This is a genomic window from Micromonospora sicca (assembly GCF_003172935.1).
GTDB classification, from domain to species: domain Bacteria; phylum Actinomycetota; class Actinomycetes; order Mycobacteriales; family Micromonosporaceae; genus Micromonospora; species Micromonospora sicca.
This window is the reverse complement of the sequence record NZ_QGKS01000465.1, coordinates 1-16,414: the sequence shown is the minus strand read 5'-3', so window position 1 is coordinate 16,414 and position 16,414 is coordinate 1. Positions and strand designations below refer to the sequence as shown.

18 protein-coding genes and 4 pseudogenes are annotated in these 16,414 nt (G+C 69.5%); 8 read left to right on the top strand and 14 right to left on the bottom strand.

Going from position 1 to position 16,414, the window contains the following annotated elements; all coding sequences use genetic code 11:
* Positions 1–482 (top strand): DUF4352 domain-containing protein (locus DKT69_RS34475; protein ID WP_146231286.1); only part of this gene is annotated, 482 nt, incomplete at its 5' end.
* An 85-nt stretch (positions 483–567) separates the two neighbouring features.
* Here the strand turns inward: DKT69_RS34475 and DKT69_RS38720 are convergent.
* The 6 genes and pseudogenes from DKT69_RS38720 to DKT69_RS34450 form a co-directional block, all read right to left on the bottom strand.
* On the bottom strand, positions 568–711 hold the full coding sequence (locus DKT69_RS38720) for a hypothetical protein (RefSeq protein WP_161558006.1): 144 nt from the start codon (positions 709–711) through the stop codon (positions 568–570).
* Positions 712–902: 191 nt separating this feature from the next.
* The gene (locus DKT69_RS34470) at positions 903–2,105 is read right to left on the bottom strand and encodes a chitosanase (RefSeq protein WP_109805573.1); all 1,203 of its coding nucleotides are present in this window, start codon (positions 2,103–2,105) and stop codon (positions 903–905) included.
* A 163-nt stretch (positions 2,106–2,268) separates the two neighbouring features.
* Positions 2,269–2,436: pseudogene (locus tag DKT69_RS34465) on the bottom strand (transposase); the annotation flags it as partial.
* 168 nt (positions 2,437–2,604) lie between these two features.
* Positions 2,605–2,838: pseudogene (locus DKT69_RS41560) on the bottom strand (transposase); the annotation flags it as partial.
* Between the two features lie 114 nt (positions 2,839–2,952).
* On the bottom strand, positions 2,953–5,229 hold the full coding sequence (gene katG / locus DKT69_RS34455) for a catalase/peroxidase HPI (RefSeq protein ID WP_109805572.1): 2,277 nt from the start codon (positions 5,227–5,229) through the stop codon (positions 2,953–2,955).
* Entirely contained in the window at positions 5,230–5,682 is a 453-nt protein-coding gene (locus tag DKT69_RS34450; RefSeq protein ID WP_109805571.1) for a Fur family transcriptional regulator, read from the bottom strand.
* A gap of 27 nt (positions 5,683–5,709) precedes the next feature.
* Between DKT69_RS34450 and DKT69_RS41555 the strand changes: the two genes are divergently transcribed.
* The 4 genes from DKT69_RS41555 to DKT69_RS34435 all read left to right on the top strand — a co-directional run bounded on the left by DKT69_RS41555 (position 5,710) and on the right by DKT69_RS34435 (position 7,806).
* A complete protein-coding gene (locus DKT69_RS41555) occupies positions 5,710–5,970 on the top strand; it encodes a hypothetical protein (protein WP_161558005.1) in 261 nt (86 codons plus the stop codon).
* Between the two features lie 34 nt (positions 5,971–6,004).
* Complete coding sequence (locus tag DKT69_RS38710; RefSeq protein WP_161558004.1) at positions 6,005–6,133, top strand: transposase; 129 nt, start codon at positions 6,005–6,007, stop codon at positions 6,131–6,133.
* Between the two features lie 315 nt (positions 6,134–6,448).
* Positions 6,449–7,114, top strand: a complete 666-nt coding sequence (locus DKT69_RS34440) for a class I SAM-dependent methyltransferase (protein WP_109805569.1) — start codon at positions 6,449–6,451, stop codon at positions 7,112–7,114.
* On the top strand, positions 7,111–7,806 hold the full coding sequence (locus tag DKT69_RS34435; RefSeq protein WP_109805568.1) for a phosphotransferase family protein: 696 nt from the start codon (positions 7,111–7,113) through the stop codon (positions 7,804–7,806). The genes DKT69_RS34440 and DKT69_RS34435 overlap by 4 nt, the downstream gene beginning before the upstream one ends.
* Here the strand turns inward: DKT69_RS34435 and DKT69_RS34430 are convergent.
* Positions 7,793–8,014 (bottom strand): hypothetical protein, encoded by a 222-nt coding sequence (locus tag DKT69_RS34430; RefSeq protein WP_236648530.1) that lies wholly within the window; start codon positions 8,012–8,014, stop codon positions 7,793–7,795. The genes DKT69_RS34435 and DKT69_RS34430 overlap by 14 nt on opposite strands.
* Before the next feature lie 283 nt (positions 8,015–8,297).
* Here DKT69_RS34430 and DKT69_RS34425 point away from each other — a divergent pair, with 283 nt between their 5' ends.
* The gene (locus DKT69_RS34425) at positions 8,298–8,483 is read left to right on the top strand and encodes a DUF2795 domain-containing protein (RefSeq protein ID WP_109805567.1); all 186 of its coding nucleotides are present in this window, start codon (positions 8,298–8,300) and stop codon (positions 8,481–8,483) included.
* 161 nt (positions 8,484–8,644) lie between these two features.
* On the opposite strand, the gene DKT69_RS34420 is transcribed toward DKT69_RS34425, so the two are convergent.
* The 5 genes and pseudogenes from DKT69_RS34420 to DKT69_RS41300 form a co-directional block, all read right to left on the bottom strand.
* The gene (locus DKT69_RS34420; protein ID WP_109805566.1) at positions 8,645–8,848 is read right to left on the bottom strand and encodes a hypothetical protein; all 204 of its coding nucleotides are present in this window, start codon (positions 8,846–8,848) and stop codon (positions 8,645–8,647) included.
* Complete coding sequence (locus tag DKT69_RS34415; protein WP_109805565.1) at positions 8,815–9,246, bottom strand: hypothetical protein; 432 nt, start codon at positions 9,244–9,246, stop codon at positions 8,815–8,817. Before DKT69_RS34415 ends, DKT69_RS34420 begins: the two co-directional genes overlap by 34 nt.
* Before the next feature lie 512 nt (positions 9,247–9,758).
* Positions 9,759–9,941 (bottom strand): annotated as a pseudogene (locus DKT69_RS40400) (GerMN domain-containing protein); the annotation flags it as partial.
* Between the two features lie 36 nt (positions 9,942–9,977).
* A complete protein-coding gene (locus DKT69_RS34405; RefSeq protein WP_368666296.1) occupies positions 9,978–10,358 on the bottom strand; it encodes a ChaB family protein in 381 nt (126 codons plus the stop codon).
* Entirely contained in the window at positions 10,247–10,882 is a 636-nt protein-coding gene (locus tag DKT69_RS41300; RefSeq protein WP_109805562.1) for a phage holin family protein, read from the bottom strand. The genes DKT69_RS34405 and DKT69_RS41300 overlap by 112 nt, the downstream gene beginning before the upstream one ends.
* A 219-nt stretch (positions 10,883–11,101) precedes the next feature.
* On the opposite strand from DKT69_RS41300, the gene DKT69_RS34395 reads away from it, so the two are divergent.
* Positions 11,102–12,013, top strand: a complete 912-nt coding sequence (locus tag DKT69_RS34395) for a glycosyltransferase family 4 protein (protein ID WP_109805561.1) — start codon at positions 11,102–11,104, stop codon at positions 12,011–12,013.
* Here DKT69_RS34395 and DKT69_RS34390 read toward each other — a convergent pair.
* Positions 11,973–12,530 (bottom strand): ribonuclease FAU-1 family protein, encoded by a 558-nt coding sequence (locus DKT69_RS34390; protein ID WP_236648528.1) that lies wholly within the window; start codon positions 12,528–12,530, stop codon positions 11,973–11,975. The two genes, DKT69_RS34395 and DKT69_RS34390, sit on opposite strands and share 41 nt — an antisense overlap.
* Before the next feature lie 1,565 nt (positions 12,531–14,095).
* Here DKT69_RS34390 and DKT69_RS34385 point away from each other — a divergent pair.
* A pseudogene (locus tag DKT69_RS34385) lies at positions 14,096–14,505 on the top strand (YrrC family ATP-dependent DNA helicase); the annotation flags it as partial.
* A gap of 62 nt (positions 14,506–14,567) precedes the next feature.
* On the opposite strand, the gene DKT69_RS34380 reads toward DKT69_RS34385, so the two are convergent.
* A complete protein-coding gene (locus DKT69_RS34380; protein WP_236648527.1) occupies positions 14,568–15,596 on the bottom strand; it encodes an ATP-dependent DNA ligase in 1,029 nt (342 codons plus the stop codon).
* Positions 15,597–16,414 lie beyond the last annotated feature (818 nt).

The window sequence follows — 16,414 nt, the reverse complement described above, 5'->3', positions numbered from 1 at the left end:
ACCTGGGAGATCCCGCACTTCACGCTGTTGACGGTGAACTCGAAGTCGCCGCCGCCCCGGCGCCGGCAAAGCCGAAGACCTTCGGCATCGGCGACAAGGTGCGCGGCGGCGACTTCGAGTTCACCGTCAACAGCGTGAAGTGCGGGATCTCCCAGGTCGGCAGCAGCTACTTCAACCACAAGGCGCAGGGCACGTTCTGCCGGGTCGGCGTGACCGCCAAGAACGTCACCAAGAGCGCGAAGCTGTTCCACGCCGACGGCACCATCACCGCACAGGACGCCTCCGGCCGGGAGTACGACGTCGACGGAGAGGCCGCCATCTACGGCAACGATGACGCCAAGGGCTTCCTCGACGAGATCAACCCGGGCAACTCGGTGAAGGCGAACGTCTACTTCGATGTGCCCAAGGGCACGAAGCTGAAGACGATCACCTTCGACGCCGGCCTGTTCACCCTGGCCGAGGACGCCGTCGTCACCCTGTGACCGGCCCCCAGCCGCGAAATGCGTGACTGGCGAAAACAGCGACAGGCCCGGAGAACCTCCGGGCCTGTCGCTGACAGCGGCGACCCTACTGGGGCTGACAGTCAAGGAAACGTTTGTCCATGGTGAGCTGCTGGACCTTCGCCATCGCCTTACGAATGCCGGCCTTGATCGGCTTCTCCAGGACGTCGTAGCTCTCCCAGAAGCTATTGGCGAAGGCGAGCTGAGGCACGAGGAGCCTCCGACGGGCGGCGCGAAGCAGTGTGGGTGTGACCGAGCAGGCGCGGTGAGAACTCAGATCTCGGGATGTACCGCCTGTCGGTGGAGCCAACCCGCTCCCACCGACGTTTCGCGCACACAATCACCGCTTGGGCGTGTAACCAAGTAGGACCCGGTGGGACTCCCGACCCGAGGGGCGGGGCGTCAGCCGATGCGGTACTGGTCGCCGTACACGGCGAAAACCAGCGGCGTGTTCAGGTCGAAGTTGCCATTGTTGAGGAAGACCCGCTGGGCGGTGTCGACGCGGGAGGTGTCCGAGTGGGCCGCCTCCTTCCTCATCTCGGCGACCCGTTCGTCGAGAAAGGCGTGCAGCCAGGTCCGCTCGTCGCCACCCTGAGCCGGCGGCTTTGCCCGGGCGAGGGCGCGGCTGCGGATCCCCCGCATGCCCTCGTAGCCGTGCATCACCGCCGCGTCGTAGTAGGCGAACTGACCCAGTGCCCGTACCCCGTCGGCCTTGCCGTCGCGTACAGAAGGGTTGAAGTACACCCGGTCCCGCTCGGCCTCCTGGGCGGCCCGGAACACCGGGTCGGCGGCGGCGGTCCGCCAGTCGCGGGGGAAGTACGGGTCGAGGCCGGCGTGCGAGTCACTGCCGTTGACGGCGCGCAGCGCCGGCAGGTACCCCGCCAACACGTTGCCCGGCTTGGTCGTCGTGTAAGCCTGCACCAGTTCGAGCATGTCGCCCGTGCCGGAGCAGAAGCCGATGATGCCAGCGGTGTAGCCACGCCCGTCGCCGATGTCCTCGATGTAGGAGAACTGCGCACTCCAGTCGAGCGAGGAGTTCTCCGCCGCCGAGACGAGCTGCATGGCGATGTCCTTCTTCGCCGGGTCGTCGAGGGGGGCGCCGGCCGGCGCGGACGGGCTGGGCGTGGCGCCACCGGGCAGGATCCAGCGCTGGTTGGCGTTGCCGGAGCAGCTCCAGATCTGCAAGCGGGTGCCGTTGGCCGTGCTCCCGCCCGTGGCGTCGAGGCACTTGCCCGAGCCGGTGTTGACCAGCGCGCCGTTGCTGGCGGCCCACTTCTGGGCGCCGGTGCCGTTGCAGTCGTACAGCTGCACCTTCGCGCCGTCGGCGGTCGACGCGGCGGTGACGTCCAGGCACTTGCCGAGGGCGCGGACCGAGCCGTCGGCGTTGCCGACCGTCCATGCCTGGGCCGCGGTGCCGTTGCAGTCCCAGAGCTGGACCGGCGTGCCGTTGGCCGGGTTGGCGCCGGCCACGTCGACGCACTTTTCGCCGAGGCCGGTGATCGGCCCGGCCGCCGCGGCGCTGGCCCAAGGCAGGCCGTACCCGACCGCCACGGCGGACATCAGCAGAGCCGCTGAGAGGTAGGCGACTGTCCGCTTGCGAAGCATTGGCTCTCCTCGGATGGGGATGGGGCGCGTCCCGTGCTCTGGTCCGCGTCGGACTGGCCCGATTACCGCCGCGACGTATTAGGAAACCTTATTAACTGATAATAGTACGTCAATGTACTCAATCGAAACAGCTCCGTCCACTGTGCTGACAGGGGCAGCACACCAGGCTGTGAACGCTCTTGTGGGCGCCGCGGCGGATCTTCTGCTCGGTGAGGTAGCCGAACCAGCGTTCGACCTGGTTGATCCAGGAGGAACCGGTCGGGGTGAAGTGCATGTGGAAGCGTGGATGGCGGGCGAGCCAGGCCCGCACGGCGGGGGTCTTGTGGGGCGCCACCCGGACTCAGTTTCGCGACCGCCGGCGCAGCGCCCGCCGCCGGGTGCGGCAGCTGGCCTCGTTGGCCGGTGCGCGCTTCATGTGGATTCGGCCGGGGCGCAGCCTCCGCCGAAGCTGCGGACTGACCGCGGGGATGAGGTAATCAGGCCAGCACGTGAAGTTCCAGTAGACCGTCTGCCAGGGCGGGAAGTCGAAGGGCAACTGCCGCCATGCGCAGCCGGTGGGCACCACGTACAGGATCGCGTCGACGATGTCGCGTCGCGGATGCTTCTCGGGCCGTCCACCAGTGTTCGGCGCTGGCAGCAGCAGCTCGATCAACGCCCACTGGGCATCGGTCAGGTCTGAGAGGAACGCTCGACTGACGTCGACCACGAATCCATGATCGCCGTTTGTGGCCAACTACAACTGGGGCCCGGCTAGCTGTGCTGCTCGGCCCAGATGACCGAATCCGATGGCGGGGGAGCCCCGGTCGATCGCTGGTGGATCGACCGGGGCTCGTCGTTCGAAGCCGGGTCAGGCGAGGTCGAACCGGTCGAGTTCCATGACCTTGGTCCAGGCTGCGACGAAGTCGGCCACGAACTTGTCGCGGGCATCCTGGCTGGCGTAGACCTCCGCGAGGGCCCGTAGCTGGGAGTTGGAGCCGAAGATGAGGTCGACCGCGGTGGCGGTCCACCTCACCTCATCGGTGGCCAGGTCCCGGATCTCGTATACGTGCTCGTCGGACTCCGACGCCTTCCACCGGGTGCCCGGGGAGAGCAGATTGGTGAAGAAGTCGTTGGTGAGCACGCCGGGCCGGTCGGTGAGGACGCCGTGCTGCGTGCCGCCGACGTTTGCCTCGAGGGAGCGCAGGCCGCCGATGAGGACGGTCATCTCGGGCGCGGTCAGGTTGAGCATGTAGGCACGGTCGACGAGCAGCACCTCCGGCTGGGTCTTCTCGCCGGGACGCAGGTAGTTGCGGAACCCGTCGGCGCGCGGCTCGAGGACCCGGAAGGACTCCACGTCGGTCTGCTCCTGAGTGGCGTCGGTGCGGCCCGGGCGGAACGGCACGGTCACCTCGACGCCGGCGTCGCGCGCCGCCTTCTCGACGGCGGCCGAGCCGGCCAGCACGATCAGGTCCGCGAGCGAGATCTTCGCGCCGCCGGCCTCGTTGAACTCCCGCTGGATGCCCTCGAGGGTCTCCAGGACCGTCGCGAGCTGCTCGGGCTGGTTGACCTCCCAGCTGCGCTGCGGCTCGAGACGGATCCGCGCGCCGTTGGCGCCGCCGCGCTTGTCGGTGGACCGGAAGCTGGCGGCGGAGGCCCAGGCGGTGGAGACCAGCTGGGCGGTCGTGAGGCCGGACTCCAGGACCTTCGCCTTGAGGGCGGCGACGTCGGCGTCACCCACGAGCTCGTGGTCGACGGCCGGCACCGGGTCCTGCCACAGCTGGGGCTCCGGAACCCACGGCCCGAGGAAGCGGCTGACCGGACCCATGTCGCGGTGCAGCAGCTTGTACCAGGCCTTGGCGAACGCCAGCGCGAACTCGTCGGGGTTCTCCAGGAAGCGGCGCGAGATCTTCTCGTACGTCGGGTCGACGCGCAGCGCCAGGTCGGTCGTGAGCATCGTCGGCTTGTGCTTCTTCGACGGGTCGTGGGCGTCCGGGATGATCGCCTCGGCATCCTTGGCGACCCACTGCTTCGCGCCGCCGGGGCTCGTGGTGAGCTCCCACTCGTAGGCGAAGAGGATCTCGAAGAAACGGTTGCTCCACTGCGTCGGCCGGTCGGTCCACGTCACCTCGAGACCGCTGGTGATCGTGTCCCCACCCTTGCCGCTGCCGTAGGTGCTCAGCCAGCCCAGGCCCTGCGCCTCCAGCGGAGCGGCCTCGGGCTCGGGGCCCACGTGGTCGTCGGCGACGCCGGCGCCGTGGGTCTTGCCGAAGGTGTGGCCACCGGCGATGAGGGCGACGGTCTCCTCGTCGTTCATCGCCATCCGGGCGAAGGTCTCGCGGATGAAGTGCGCCGCCGCGGCCGGGTCCGCGTTGCCGCGGGGGCCTTCCGGGTTGACGTAGATGAGACCCATCTCGGTCGCCCCGACGCCGGCCACCATCTCCTTCTCGGAGGCGTAGCGCTCGTCGCCGAGCCAGGTGTCCTCCGGACCCCAGAAGATCTCCTCGGGCTCCCAGACGTCCTCCCGGCCGAAGCCGAAGCCGAAGGTCTTGAAGCCCATCGACTCCAGGGCCACGTTGCCGGCGAGCACGAGCAGGTCGGCCCACGAGATCTTCTGGCCGTACTTCTGCTTGACCGGCCACAGCAGCCGGCGGGCCTTGTCGAGGTTGGCGTTGTCCGGCCAGCTGTTGAGCGGGGCGAACCGCTGACCACCGTCGCCGGCGCCGCCGCGACCGTCGTGGATGCGGTAGGTGCCCGCGGCGTGCCAGCTCATCCGGATCATCAGGCCGCCGTAGTGGCCGAAGTCGGCCGGCCACCAGTCCTGCGAGGTGGTGAGGACCTTGATGATGTCCTGCTTGAGGGCCTCGGCGTCGAGCTTGGCGAACTCCTTGGCGTAGCTGGAGCTCTCCCCCAGCGGGTTGCCCTTGGACGAATGGGCGTGCAGCACCGAGAGGTCGAGCTGGTTGGGCCACCAGTCCCGGTTGGTGCGCGGACGACCTCCGGTCTTCGGGGTCGGCGAGTCGATCGCCGGGTTCTCGCTCTCGCTGCCGTGCGCGGTCACGGAGTCGTGCGCGATCGGGCAGCCGGCCGCCTCCTTCTTGTCCACGCCTTGGGCGCTGGAGGGGGCGTTGTCCTGGATGTCGCTCATCTACTTCCTTCCGAACTGGCGGATCAGTGGGGAGGTACGTTCGGTCGCACAGTCGGGGCAGGTGCCCCAGTAGACGACCTCCGCCTCGTCGACCACGAAGCCGTGGTCGTCCGAGGCGGTGAGACAGGGAGCATGGCCGACAGCGCAGTCGACGTCGGCGATCGCGCCGCAGGAGCGGCACACGACATGGTGGTGGTTGTCCCCCACCCGGGACTCGTACCGGGCGGTCGCACCGGCAGGCTGGATGCGCCGCACCAGACCAGCGTCGGTGAGCGCACGCAGCACGTCGTACACCGCCTGGTGGGAGACCGTGGGCTGATCCGCCCGTACCAGGGCGATCACCCTGTCGGTGTCGATGTGCGGATGATCGCGCAGCGCTGCGAGCACCGCCAACCGGGGCCGGGTCACGCGCAACGAGACCGCCCGCAGCTGAGTCTCGAAGTCGGACGTCATGTGATGAACATAGTCCACTCTTTTGGAATGAATCAAGTTTTGCTTCGACTCAACCCGCACACCTTCGACGCAGACCCGGTCGCCCACCCAGTAGAGCAGGCCCGGGCGGCCGGGTTGCGGCTGACCGGCGATGGCGGGCTGGCGCAGGAGCTCACAAGGCGGATCCTGGAATCAACGCTCGAGGTCAGCGACCACCCGGGCCATGACAAAGCCGACCCGGCAGGGAAGAACAGCCGGAACTCCCGCAACGACGTGGGTAGCCTTCCCCCTGAGATGTGGACACCCTGAGACTGGACGCTGGTCCAGAGGAAGGGGGTCCCCGTTGGAGCGTCCATCGAAGTACACGGAAGAGTTCCGGCGTGACGCGGTCGACCTGGTCCGCTCGTCGCAGCGGCCGATCAACCAGGTGGCGCGTGAGCTCGGGATGAGTTACCAGACGCTGCGGAACTAGGTCCGCGCGGCAGAATTCGGCAGCGCGGCGGGTCCGGCGGGTTCTGCTGGGGACGGGTTGTCGGTGGCGGACAAGGACGACGAGATCGCCCGGTTGCGCCGTGAGGTCGCTGAGCTGCGGCAGGAAAAGGAGATCCTGTGTAAGGCAGCCGCCTATTCCGCGAAGGAGATGGATCGGTGACCAGCCGCTTCCGGTTCATCTCCACCCACTGCGCCACCTGGGGCGTCAAGCGGCTGTGCCGGATGTCATCGGCGCGGCCGTCGCCTCCGACGTCGACTGCTCCCTTCCCCACCCCGCACGCATGGAAGGAAAATCATGACCAGCTCGGCACAACCACCGGCGGATGAAACCCCGACCGCCCGGCAGAAGCGGGTGTGGGACAAGACCGCACCCACCTATGACAAGCAGATAGCCCTCTTCGAGAAGATCTGGTTCGCCGGTGGGCGCCAGTGGCTCGGCCAGCGGGCTCACGACCGCGTTCTCGAGGTCGCGATCGGCACCGGCCGCAACCTGGCCCACTACCGGTCCGGCACGTCGGTTACCGGTATCGAGCTCAGCCCGGCGATGCTGGCCATCGCCCGCGAACGTGCCGCCGACCTCGGCCGTGCGGTGGAGCTGCGCGAAGGTGACGCCGAGCAGTTGCCCTTCGATGACGCCTCGTTCGACACAGTGGTGTGTGCGTTGTCGCTGTGCACCATCCCCGACCCCGCTATTGCAATCGCCGAGATGTACCGGGTCCTCGCACCGGGCGGCACGCTGCTGCTGGTGGACCACATCGCCAGCAGCTGGCCGCCGATCCGGGCCGCTCAGTGGCTGCTCGAACGAATCACGATCCGTGCGGCCGGGGAGCACTTCACCCGCCGCCAACTGCCCCTGGTCCAAGCCGCCGGATTCCAGATCGCCGAGACCGAACGGCTCAAGGCCGGCACCGTCGAGCGCATCCTCGCCCGCAAGCCGGCCACACGCGCGGCAGACGCATGAGCCTCCCGCACACGGGAGACGCGAGAGCGCTCGGACCGCAGCTCGGTGCGGGCCGCGAGGCCGACGTGTACGGGTACGGCGATGCCGCGGTGCTCAAGCTCTACCGTCCCGGCTTCGGCGGCCACCGCAACGAGACGACGGCCCTTCGATCGCTGGACGGTCATGGCGTCGCACCGAAGCTGGTCGAAGTCGTGGACTGCGACGGCCGCACCGGGTTGGTGGTGGAGCGCCTGGCCGGACCGGACATGCTGACGCATCTGCGACGGCGGCCGTGGCACGTCTACGCCGTCGCCCGTTCGCTGGCTGAGGCACATCTTGCCGTCCACGGCGTCCAGGCGCCTGCCGAGCTTGCCGACCTGCGCGAGGTCCTGGCCGCACGGGTCCGCGACGCCGCGCTGCCGCAGCATCTGCTCGACTTCGCGACTCGGCTGCTCGACGGCCTGCCGGACGGCGATCGTCTGTGCCACGGCGACTACCACCCAGGCAACGTGCTGCACGCCCAGGATCGGACCACAGTCATCGACTGGGGTGCCGCGACGCGCGGCGTGGCCGAGGCCGACCACGCGCGTACGCTCCTGCTGCTGCGCTGGGCCATCCCGGCCGAACGAGACATGCTGATCGGTCGTCTCGAACGCGCCCTGCACAGGGGCCCACCTGAACGGCTCAGCGGTGCACCTGTCACGCCCAGTTGATGCGCTGGCGCAGCAGCGACTGCTCGGCCGGGTTCGCGGTCAGCTCCAGCGCCCGCGCGTCCGCCGCACGCGCGTCGTCGGCGCGGCCGAGATCGCGCAGCAGTTCTGCCCTCGTGGCGTGCCAGAGGTGATGGCCGGACAGCGGCTCGGCGAGCTCGTCGACTGCGGACAATGCCGCCTGCGGCCCAGCCACATAACGCAGCGCCACAGCGCGGTGCAGCTTGGTGACCGTGACGGCGCCAGGCCGTCGTGCATGGTGTACAGCAGCAGGATCTGTTCCCCGTCGGTGTCGGCCCACCGGCGTGCCTCGGCGTGCACGGCCACGATCGCGGCCTGCAGCTGGTACGGGCCCGGTCTCTTGAACGCGGCGGCTTTGGCGATCAGACGGGTCGCGTTGGCGATCATCTGCTGGTCCCAGAGGGTGCGATCGGGAAGCCCGGCCGGCAGTCGTGGTCGGCATGGCGACCTCGGGAACGGGTACGGGTCGGACCATGACGAATCCGATCCGACTGCAGAGGTACCTCGGCGGCGTCGACTATCCGGTCGACAAGCGAACCCTGGTGCAGCACGCCCGTGACAACGGGGCAGACGAGGAGGCGGTCCGTACCCTGGAAAGTCTTCCAGCCAACCGCTTCAACTCGCCGAACGACGTCAGCGAAGCATTCGGAAACCGATGAACCCTCTCGAGGTGGCCCCGCCGAGCGCCGGGGACAGCTCGATCCGGTAACGTCGCCGTGCGGTCGAATCTCCGGTGCCGGCTGCCGTGGTCGGAAAGACGGAACGCGCCGGCCCGGCCAGGAGGATCAGAGCGGACGGATTCGGAAGCCTCGCGTAACTGTCAGCTGTCGGACGTGTCTTGTGAGTTGTCCGCACGTTGTCGGCTGAGGAAGAAGGCGCCGAGGGCGCCAGCGAGGGTGGCGAACACCACGGCGGAATATGCGGCCAGTACCAGCTCCAGGACCTGCGCGAATGTGTCGGTGGCGGTGAGCGGTTCGCCGCTGATGGTGGTCAGGGTGACGTCGTGCAGGGCCTTGCCGTACATGCGGTAGGAGCGGTCAGCACCAGCAGTTTCCCGGCGGCGAGGATCAACGACAGGGTGACCACGGCCAGCCATGCCAGCCGGTCGGTGAGCAACCGGCCTGCGGATCGGGAGCCGCGGACCGCGGCGGCGACCACGCCGGCGCCGCGGGCGGCGCGCAGCGCGGTGGCGGCGCGGGCGAACCGCAGGAACGGTACGGCCAGGAAGATCAGCTGCCACCAGTTACGTCTCCAGAACTCCCGCGCCGTGTGGCGGGCGAGCCAGGCGCGTAGCGCGAACTCGGCGATGAACACCGCCCACAGCACCCAACTCGCGACTGTGAGCACCGTGGCGAGCGGCTGGTAGTGCGCCAGCGCCTGGCCGAGCAACACCAGCAGGAACAGGATGCCGAGGACACCCATCGGCTTGTCGAGGCGGCGGGCGAGGCCGTTGAGACGAGCGTCGTCCGCGTCGCGCCCCTGCCGATGCCGCGAGCGCTTCGTCAGATCCTGGTGCTCGGTCGGTCACCCCCCGGAAGCGTAGCCGCTTTCTGTGGATGAGTACGAATCTTCCGCATGTCCGCCACGGTGGCGGTAGCTCTCTTTCTGAGGGAAGGAGAGTGAGCCGATGCCCGGCACGCCGGCAGACCAGGGCGTGGGCGCAACGGTGACCTCGACGATGGGGACGTGATCGCGGCCGACGGTGAAGGACTCCTGGCCGGAGCCGTCGACCTCGTACCCGCAGAACCGCATCAGGCGCCGCGCGAGGCGGGGTGGATCCGGTAGAGCCAGATCGGGGCGCGGAACAGCAACCGTCGCAGGCCGGTCGGAGGTACTGGATCAGCGATCTCGCGAACTACGCCAGCACCTCGCTGCCGTACGCCAGATGACCTTCACATCGCTCCTATACCCGGGCCGCTCGCCGGTCCGTCCTGTCACCCGGGGACGGTGAGAGCGGTAAATTCGGCCGCGGTGAGGGGCTGCTCCGAGAGGGAACCGTCCGCTCGCGGAACGCCCAGCGGCTGCCCGCGACGCGTGAACGCCACGGTGTCGATGTCGTCGCGAGCGACCATGGTGCGCACGATCTGCCCGAAGGCGAGGACCGCATCGCTGCGCCCACGGTTCGCACGGTGACGTACGAGGGCATCAACTGCTCACTTCCGACGGGCGCGGGCGGTGGCGCGGGCGTTGGCCTTCTCGATGGCCTCGACCAGGTCGTCCTTGTTCAGCTTCTGCGGGTCATCGATGCCGACCTTTCGCGCCACGTCGTCCAGGTGCCCCTTGCTCGCGTTGGCGTCCACCCCCTGAGCGGTGGGGCGCTCCCGGTCCCGAGATGCCGGGGTGCCCTGTGCCGCCTGCGGGTCCGAGGGGCCTTTGTGTTCCTTGGGCTCCCAATGGTCGCCGACCTTCTCGTGGGTGTGCTTCAACGACGCGTACGCCGTGCGGTGCGCGCGCTCCCCGTCGCCGTAAGTCTCCTCGGCCGACTCCAGGGTCTTCTTGTAGGTGCGGACCGCCTTGTCGTCCGAGCGCGAGATGGTCGACGGCACGTCGTCACGCATCTCCTCGGCCTGCTCGTGCTTGTCCGGCATGACGTCCTCCCGACCCTGCTGCCGGCTACCTGTTGAGTTTCGTCGCGGGCCGCGTCGGCGCCGGTGGACACCACCCGGCCGGCGGTGGCGGAGACCATGTCCCGCACCTCGTCCGCGAATTGCGCGGAGGTGCCACCCGCCGCGCGCAACTGCGCCAGCCCCATCCGCCCCAGCACCACGGCCGTGACCAGGTATCCGGCGGTGAGACCCGCGGCGGCCAGCCGGCGCGGCAGAATCGTCTCCAGCATGCGCAGCACGGTGGTCGACGCCGCCCCCGCGCCGAGCACCAGGCAGCCCCCCGCGGCGGCCAGCAGGGCGATGCCCAGCCCGGCCGGGCGGGCGGCCTCGGTCACCTGACTGCGGACGGCCCGGACCTCCTCCCGGACGACGTCCGCCACGTCCTCCGCCAGCCGCTCGGTCGGGCTGATTCTCCGCCCGTCGTGACGCGGTTGACCGGTCCCGTCGCTCATCGCTCCTCCACCTGCTGCTCGCGAACCCCAGTGGTACCCGGGCCGGACGGTCACACACCGCTGCGGAAGGTCTTCCCGCTCGTCGTGGAGCACGTGACATGCGGGCGTCTGGACCGGCTCGCGAGCTGTCCGCTCCGCGGGCGCGATCCACACGGCCGGCGTCGTACCCCCGATCCCATAGCCGAGGACGATGACCCGGATTCGTGAGAATCTCGACCGGTGATCCCTCCCAACCGGCCGCGCGGGCACGCGCTGCGGGTGCTGCGGCTCTGCTCGACGTTCGAGATGCCGTCGGGGCGGCCCGACCCCCGTGCCGCCCGGTTCGACGCGATCGGGGGGATGCAGACCCACACGGGGGAACTGAGCCGCGCCCTCGACGCGCTCGGCGTGGCACAGCGGGTCGTGACGGCCTGGCGCCCGGGAGCCCCGCGGGTGGACCGCTTCGGACGGGCCGCCGTGGTGCTCCGCCTCGGGGTCCCGACCCGGCGCCTGCGGCAGTGTTACGCGCTGCCCGCCGCGCACGTCCTGAACCGGCTGGCCGCGCGGGCCGACCTGGTGCACGCGCACCTCGGTGAGGACCTGGCGGTGGTGCCTCTTGCCCTGGCCGTGGTCCGGCGACACGGGTTGCCGCTCGTGCTGACCGTGCACACCAGCCCTCGGCACACCATGGCCGTCACCGGCCCACGGTCGGCGTACCTGCATGCGCTCGGGGGGTGGTGGGAGCGGTTGGGCGAGCGCCGGGCGGACCAGGTCATCGCCCTGACGCCGCGGCTGGCCCGGGTGTTGACCGCCGACGGGGTGCCGGCTGCCCGGTTGAGTGTGGTCCCGTCCGGCATCCGGGAAGAGTTGTTCGCCGGTCCCCCGGTGGCGGACCCGTTGGCGGGGCTCCCCCGGCCCCGGGTCGTGTTCCTCGGGCGGCTGCATCCGCAGAAGAATGTACCGCTGCTGCTGGCCGCGATGGCCCGGCTGCCGGCACCCGGCGCGCACCTGACGCGGACAGTCGCGGTTGACCTGTCCGCGTCATTCTGGCCACTTTTTGCCGGGCGGACGTCAGTGGCGATGGTTGCCGGGGTGGTGGAACGTCGGCCTGTCATCCAGGTCGACGAAGCGAGAGCTTCATGTTGTCGGTGAGCCGCAGCAGCGGCCAGCCGGGCTCCGGGCGGAAGTCGGTGTGGGTGCCGTCGAATGGGAAGTCAGCGGCCTCGATCAGCTTGATGAGTCGTTCGCCTTCAGCCCGGATCGCCGCGGCGGCAGCGCTGTCGAAGTAGAGGGGCTCGCCGATGCGGCCGTCGAACTCGTCGCTGTCTTTCCATTCCCACTGGCGTTCTGGGGTGACGACGATGTCGAGAACGAGATCCTTGGTCTCCACGCCGTCATGCCGCCGGACGTAGGGCTCTTCGAGGTTGACGTACCAACCGGTGAAGATGCCCTCCTGGAAGAACCACCACACGGAGTATGTGGCCTTCGGTGGCATGAGGAGCAGGACGTCGTCGCCCTGCCAGGCGCCGATGGTTAGCTTCGGATCGCGCATCCGGTCAGGGGTGACCTCGTGTGGGGTGTTGCCGTCGGCGTCGATGAGCTTGGCGAGGTCACTGCCGGCGGGCTGCCAGAGCAGCAGCCCGGTCTCGTCGTCGCTGATCACTCGCATCGGCTGTGCCCAGGTGCACCATTGCCCGCGTAGGTATCGACGGGTGATGACTTGTCCTGCCTCGAATGACATCGCCGCAGATTAGCGGATCTTGGCTGGCGCCATGACGCATCGGTGCGCGATGACTGATCGTCGGACATTGCGTGGGTTCGGCGTGCGAGAGCCCGAGTAGGTCGATCAGAGTCGGTTCTGAGGCTCGGGCAAGTGGTGGCGGGATGTCCGGTGCTCGGATCTCGCGGACGTTGAGCGGTGGGAGGTTCCAGGCGGCGACGAGCAAGTTGTTCTTGGCGAACGCGCGGACGGCTCTGCGCAAGTGGGTGGCCTCACGGACTAGGCGCGGACCGGACAGCGACAGGCCACTTTTAGGTATGGCGTCCCGACGAGCCCGGCACCTCTGCCACGTGGGGTGGGGGCCCACAATGGTGGCCGTGGGCCGCAGCCAGGGTGTGCACCGCGTTGCGAGACCGATCCCCGGTGCCGCGTTGATGGCTTGCCTGAGGGGTGGCCATAGGTGAGGGCCCGTCCGTGAATATCGGCCTAGTGGTCGCGCGCATCGATGACGCCGCGGCTTCGCCGCAAGCGCGGAGCGCCAGCATGAGCACATAGGTGGCACGAGGTACGTCAACGACTTTTTCCCGGAGGACGAGTAGCCGGTCCGACTCTTGGCGGGTGAGCCACGGCCGGGCGTGACGCGGGGGTCGGGGGCGTCCAGGGCGGCTGTGGTCGGCCGCGCACCACTGCCGCCCACGGAGTCATGTGCGCCGGTGGTCCTGTCGGCGTTACGTCCGATCCCTGGCTTAGCGACCGGCTTGCCTCCGCTGAGTCCGGCGGTAAGCAGGGCGGCAGTGCGGGGCGGGTAGGAATCCAGCACACACGGGTAGCGCCGGATGTCAAGGCGCCGGGTGCTGGTGTGCCAGCGGCTGCCGGTCATCGGCCCAGCATGACCACGATTGCGGCGAGGCAAACGATCATCACGGTGGTGCCGCCGAACGCGGCATATGGCCACCACTCGCGCGGGTGCTGCTGTATCTGAGGCAGGGGACGGGTTGGCTGGTTCCACCAGGCAGGTGCCGGCCGGCTGGTGTTGATTGGCCAACGCGGTGGTGGGGAGCGGGGGGTCGAATCGGCGATCATGGGGCCTCCGGCAGCGTCGGGGGTCGCTGTACGGGCAGGACATGGCGAGGCCGGACAGGACCGCAGGGAGGTGGGGGCCGCCGTCCCGCCCGGCCAAAGGGATGGCCATCCATCCCGTCTCTTGTAGACCAGCGCCGATCCGTCATTCGCCGTTACAGCGCCGCGTCGCCAGCGCCTGGATCGCCAGCTCACGTGCTGCCGGCTCAAGGATCGGCTCATCGTCCGCTTGCTGTCGCCTGCTGGCCGCTGGTTCGGAGGCGGCGACCAACCCCAGCGCAAGCCTGCTGACTCCAGCGTTCCGCGACGCCGAGCTACCCATCGGCACGACCATCCGCGCCGACTGACGCTGGCATGCCTCAACCTCGTCGCCGCCATGCGTGGCTGCGGCGGGCATCGTGCCGGGTGGCGTAGCCGTTGAGCGGGGCGGCACGATTTCTGGCGTGACCGCTGTCGCCCGTGCGCCGCTGTCCAGCCTTGAGGCGGTGCTGGAGCGCCTGGCCGACGTTAACGAGGAAGCGGGCTACACCGTCGCCCGCCTCGCCACCGGCCGCGGCACTGACCTGTTGACCGTGGTCGGTGCGCTACTCGGGGCGCAGCCGGGCGAGGCACTACGGCTGCACGGGCGCTGGTCGTCACACCCGCGCTATGGCCGGCAGTCTGCGGCAGACTCCTACACGACGATGCTGCCGGCCACGATCCGCATCCGGCGATACCTCGGCTCCGGACTGGTGAAGGGGATCGGGCCGGTGTTCGCCGAGCGAATCGTCGCGCGTTTCGGCCGGGACACCTGCGAGTGATCGAGGAGAAACCCACCCGGCTGATCGAGGTGCCGGGGCTGGGGGTCCAGCCGCATCGGATGAGCTCTTCACGTTCCTGAGCTCCTCGGCCGTCGCCCCCGCGCCGTCAGCCGCTCGGCGTTCCGAACGGGTCTTCGCCCTCGCCGAGGAGCAGCGGCACGTCGTAGACCGACATGTCCAGCCGGGCCTTCGCGTACCGTACGCGGTGCCGCCACCGCTGGTGCTCGAACGCCACGTCGGCGTCGATTTCCGCCACTGTGGTTGGCTCCACCTGTACGTACCGCAGCGGTTCGGGCTGGTCCAGTTGGCTGGACCAGGACGGGGGCAGGGGTTCCGGCCATGGGTGGGCTACGGCGCCGGGGCGCGGCATCCGCGGCGGCGCGAGCAGCGCGGCCAGCTCCACGGCCTGGTTGGTGGTCAGGGGGTGGGTGCGGCCGGTGTATCGCAGCCGTCCCCGCCGGTCGAATCGGCCGAGCAGCACGGTTTCCGGACGGCTGATGCTGCCGGTCACCCCACCGACGATGGCGTCCGTGACGATCCGGGTCCGGAACTTCGACCAGCCTCGCCGGCCGGGCTCGTACCGGCTGCCCAAGCGTTTGCTCACCACGCCCTCGATGCCCGCCGCGACGGTCCAGTGCAGCAACCAGTCCGACACCTGCCGCATGTCGGCCGTCTGCGGGGTCAGGGTGAGCTGCGCCGGCGCGTCGGCGAGCAGCTGTTCCAGCCGGGCCCGGCGCTGCGACAGCGGCAGGTCCAGGATCACCTGTCCGCCGGCGTCCGCGAGGAGGTCGAACAGCACGTAGTGGGCGGGGCACTGGCGTGCCAGGCGCAGCAGGGCGCTGCCGGCGGTGACTCGTCGCTGCAGCTGCGCGAAGTTGGTTCGGCCGCGCTCCCAGACGATCAGCTCACCGTCGAGGACCACGCCTGGCGGGATGGCCGTCCGGATCGCGCGGGTGATGTCCGGGAAGTAGGTGGTCAGGTTCCGGCCGGCCCGCGATTGGAGGTACACCCCGTCGGTGTCGCGGAAGGCGATCGCCCGCCACCCGTCCCACTTCGGCTCGTGCACCAAGCTGGGGCCCTCGGGCACCGCGTCGACCGGCGCCGCGAGCATCGGCGCGACCGGCCGACGCAGCACCGGTGCCGCCGCCGCGCTTGCCCGCGGGCGGGCGGGAGTCACCTCCAGCCCCGCCTGCGCCGGCCGTGAACGCGTCTCATCATTCGCCCCCCACGTCATCGTGGGTACAAAGGAGGCCGTCTCGGGCGGAGATCCGCGACAACGAATCCGCCCGCGGCTCGCGCCACCGGTGGCGTACGACCAGCCAGCGAGGGAGGACGCTGATCACGTCGCCGCCCGCGACGCCCCAGACCACCTACGCCCCAAGCTCAGCCAGCCCCACCACGGGATCGTCGACCTGCGCGGACTGGCGACGGGCGGCTACTCCCCCACCGTGACGTCGGCGGCAGGCCGCGAACGGACCCTCTGGCGGTTCGTGTGCTATTCGCTCGTGGGACACGGTCGGCGGGCCTGGCGACAACCGCAGCTCCCAGGGGGCTAGCAGATTCGGCCATGATCAGGGCGTTTTCCACGCCGAAGTTCTCCACAGGACCCGGTCCCGCGCTGGCGAGCGGCGGGGCCGGCGGCGAGCCTGAACGGGTCGGCGAGGTCACCGCTCGGCTGCTGGGCACGGCCACGTGCAGGTGGAGCGCTGGGCGCACGCCCGACCTCGGTGCCGGGCATTCGGAGGAGGACATCCGCGCCGCTGAGGCCGCCGTGGGCCTGCGGCTGCCCGAGGACCTTCGACCCTTTACCGCACCGTGTCCAGCGAAGCGTCTCTGGTTTCCTATGTGATCCTCAGCGAGGCGGATGTTTCGCCGGTGCGAGCGTCCCGGTCGGTGATCGGGGTGGCGTGCACGTGGCGGTGGAAGCCGCGGCCGAGGACTGCCCCGCGAACC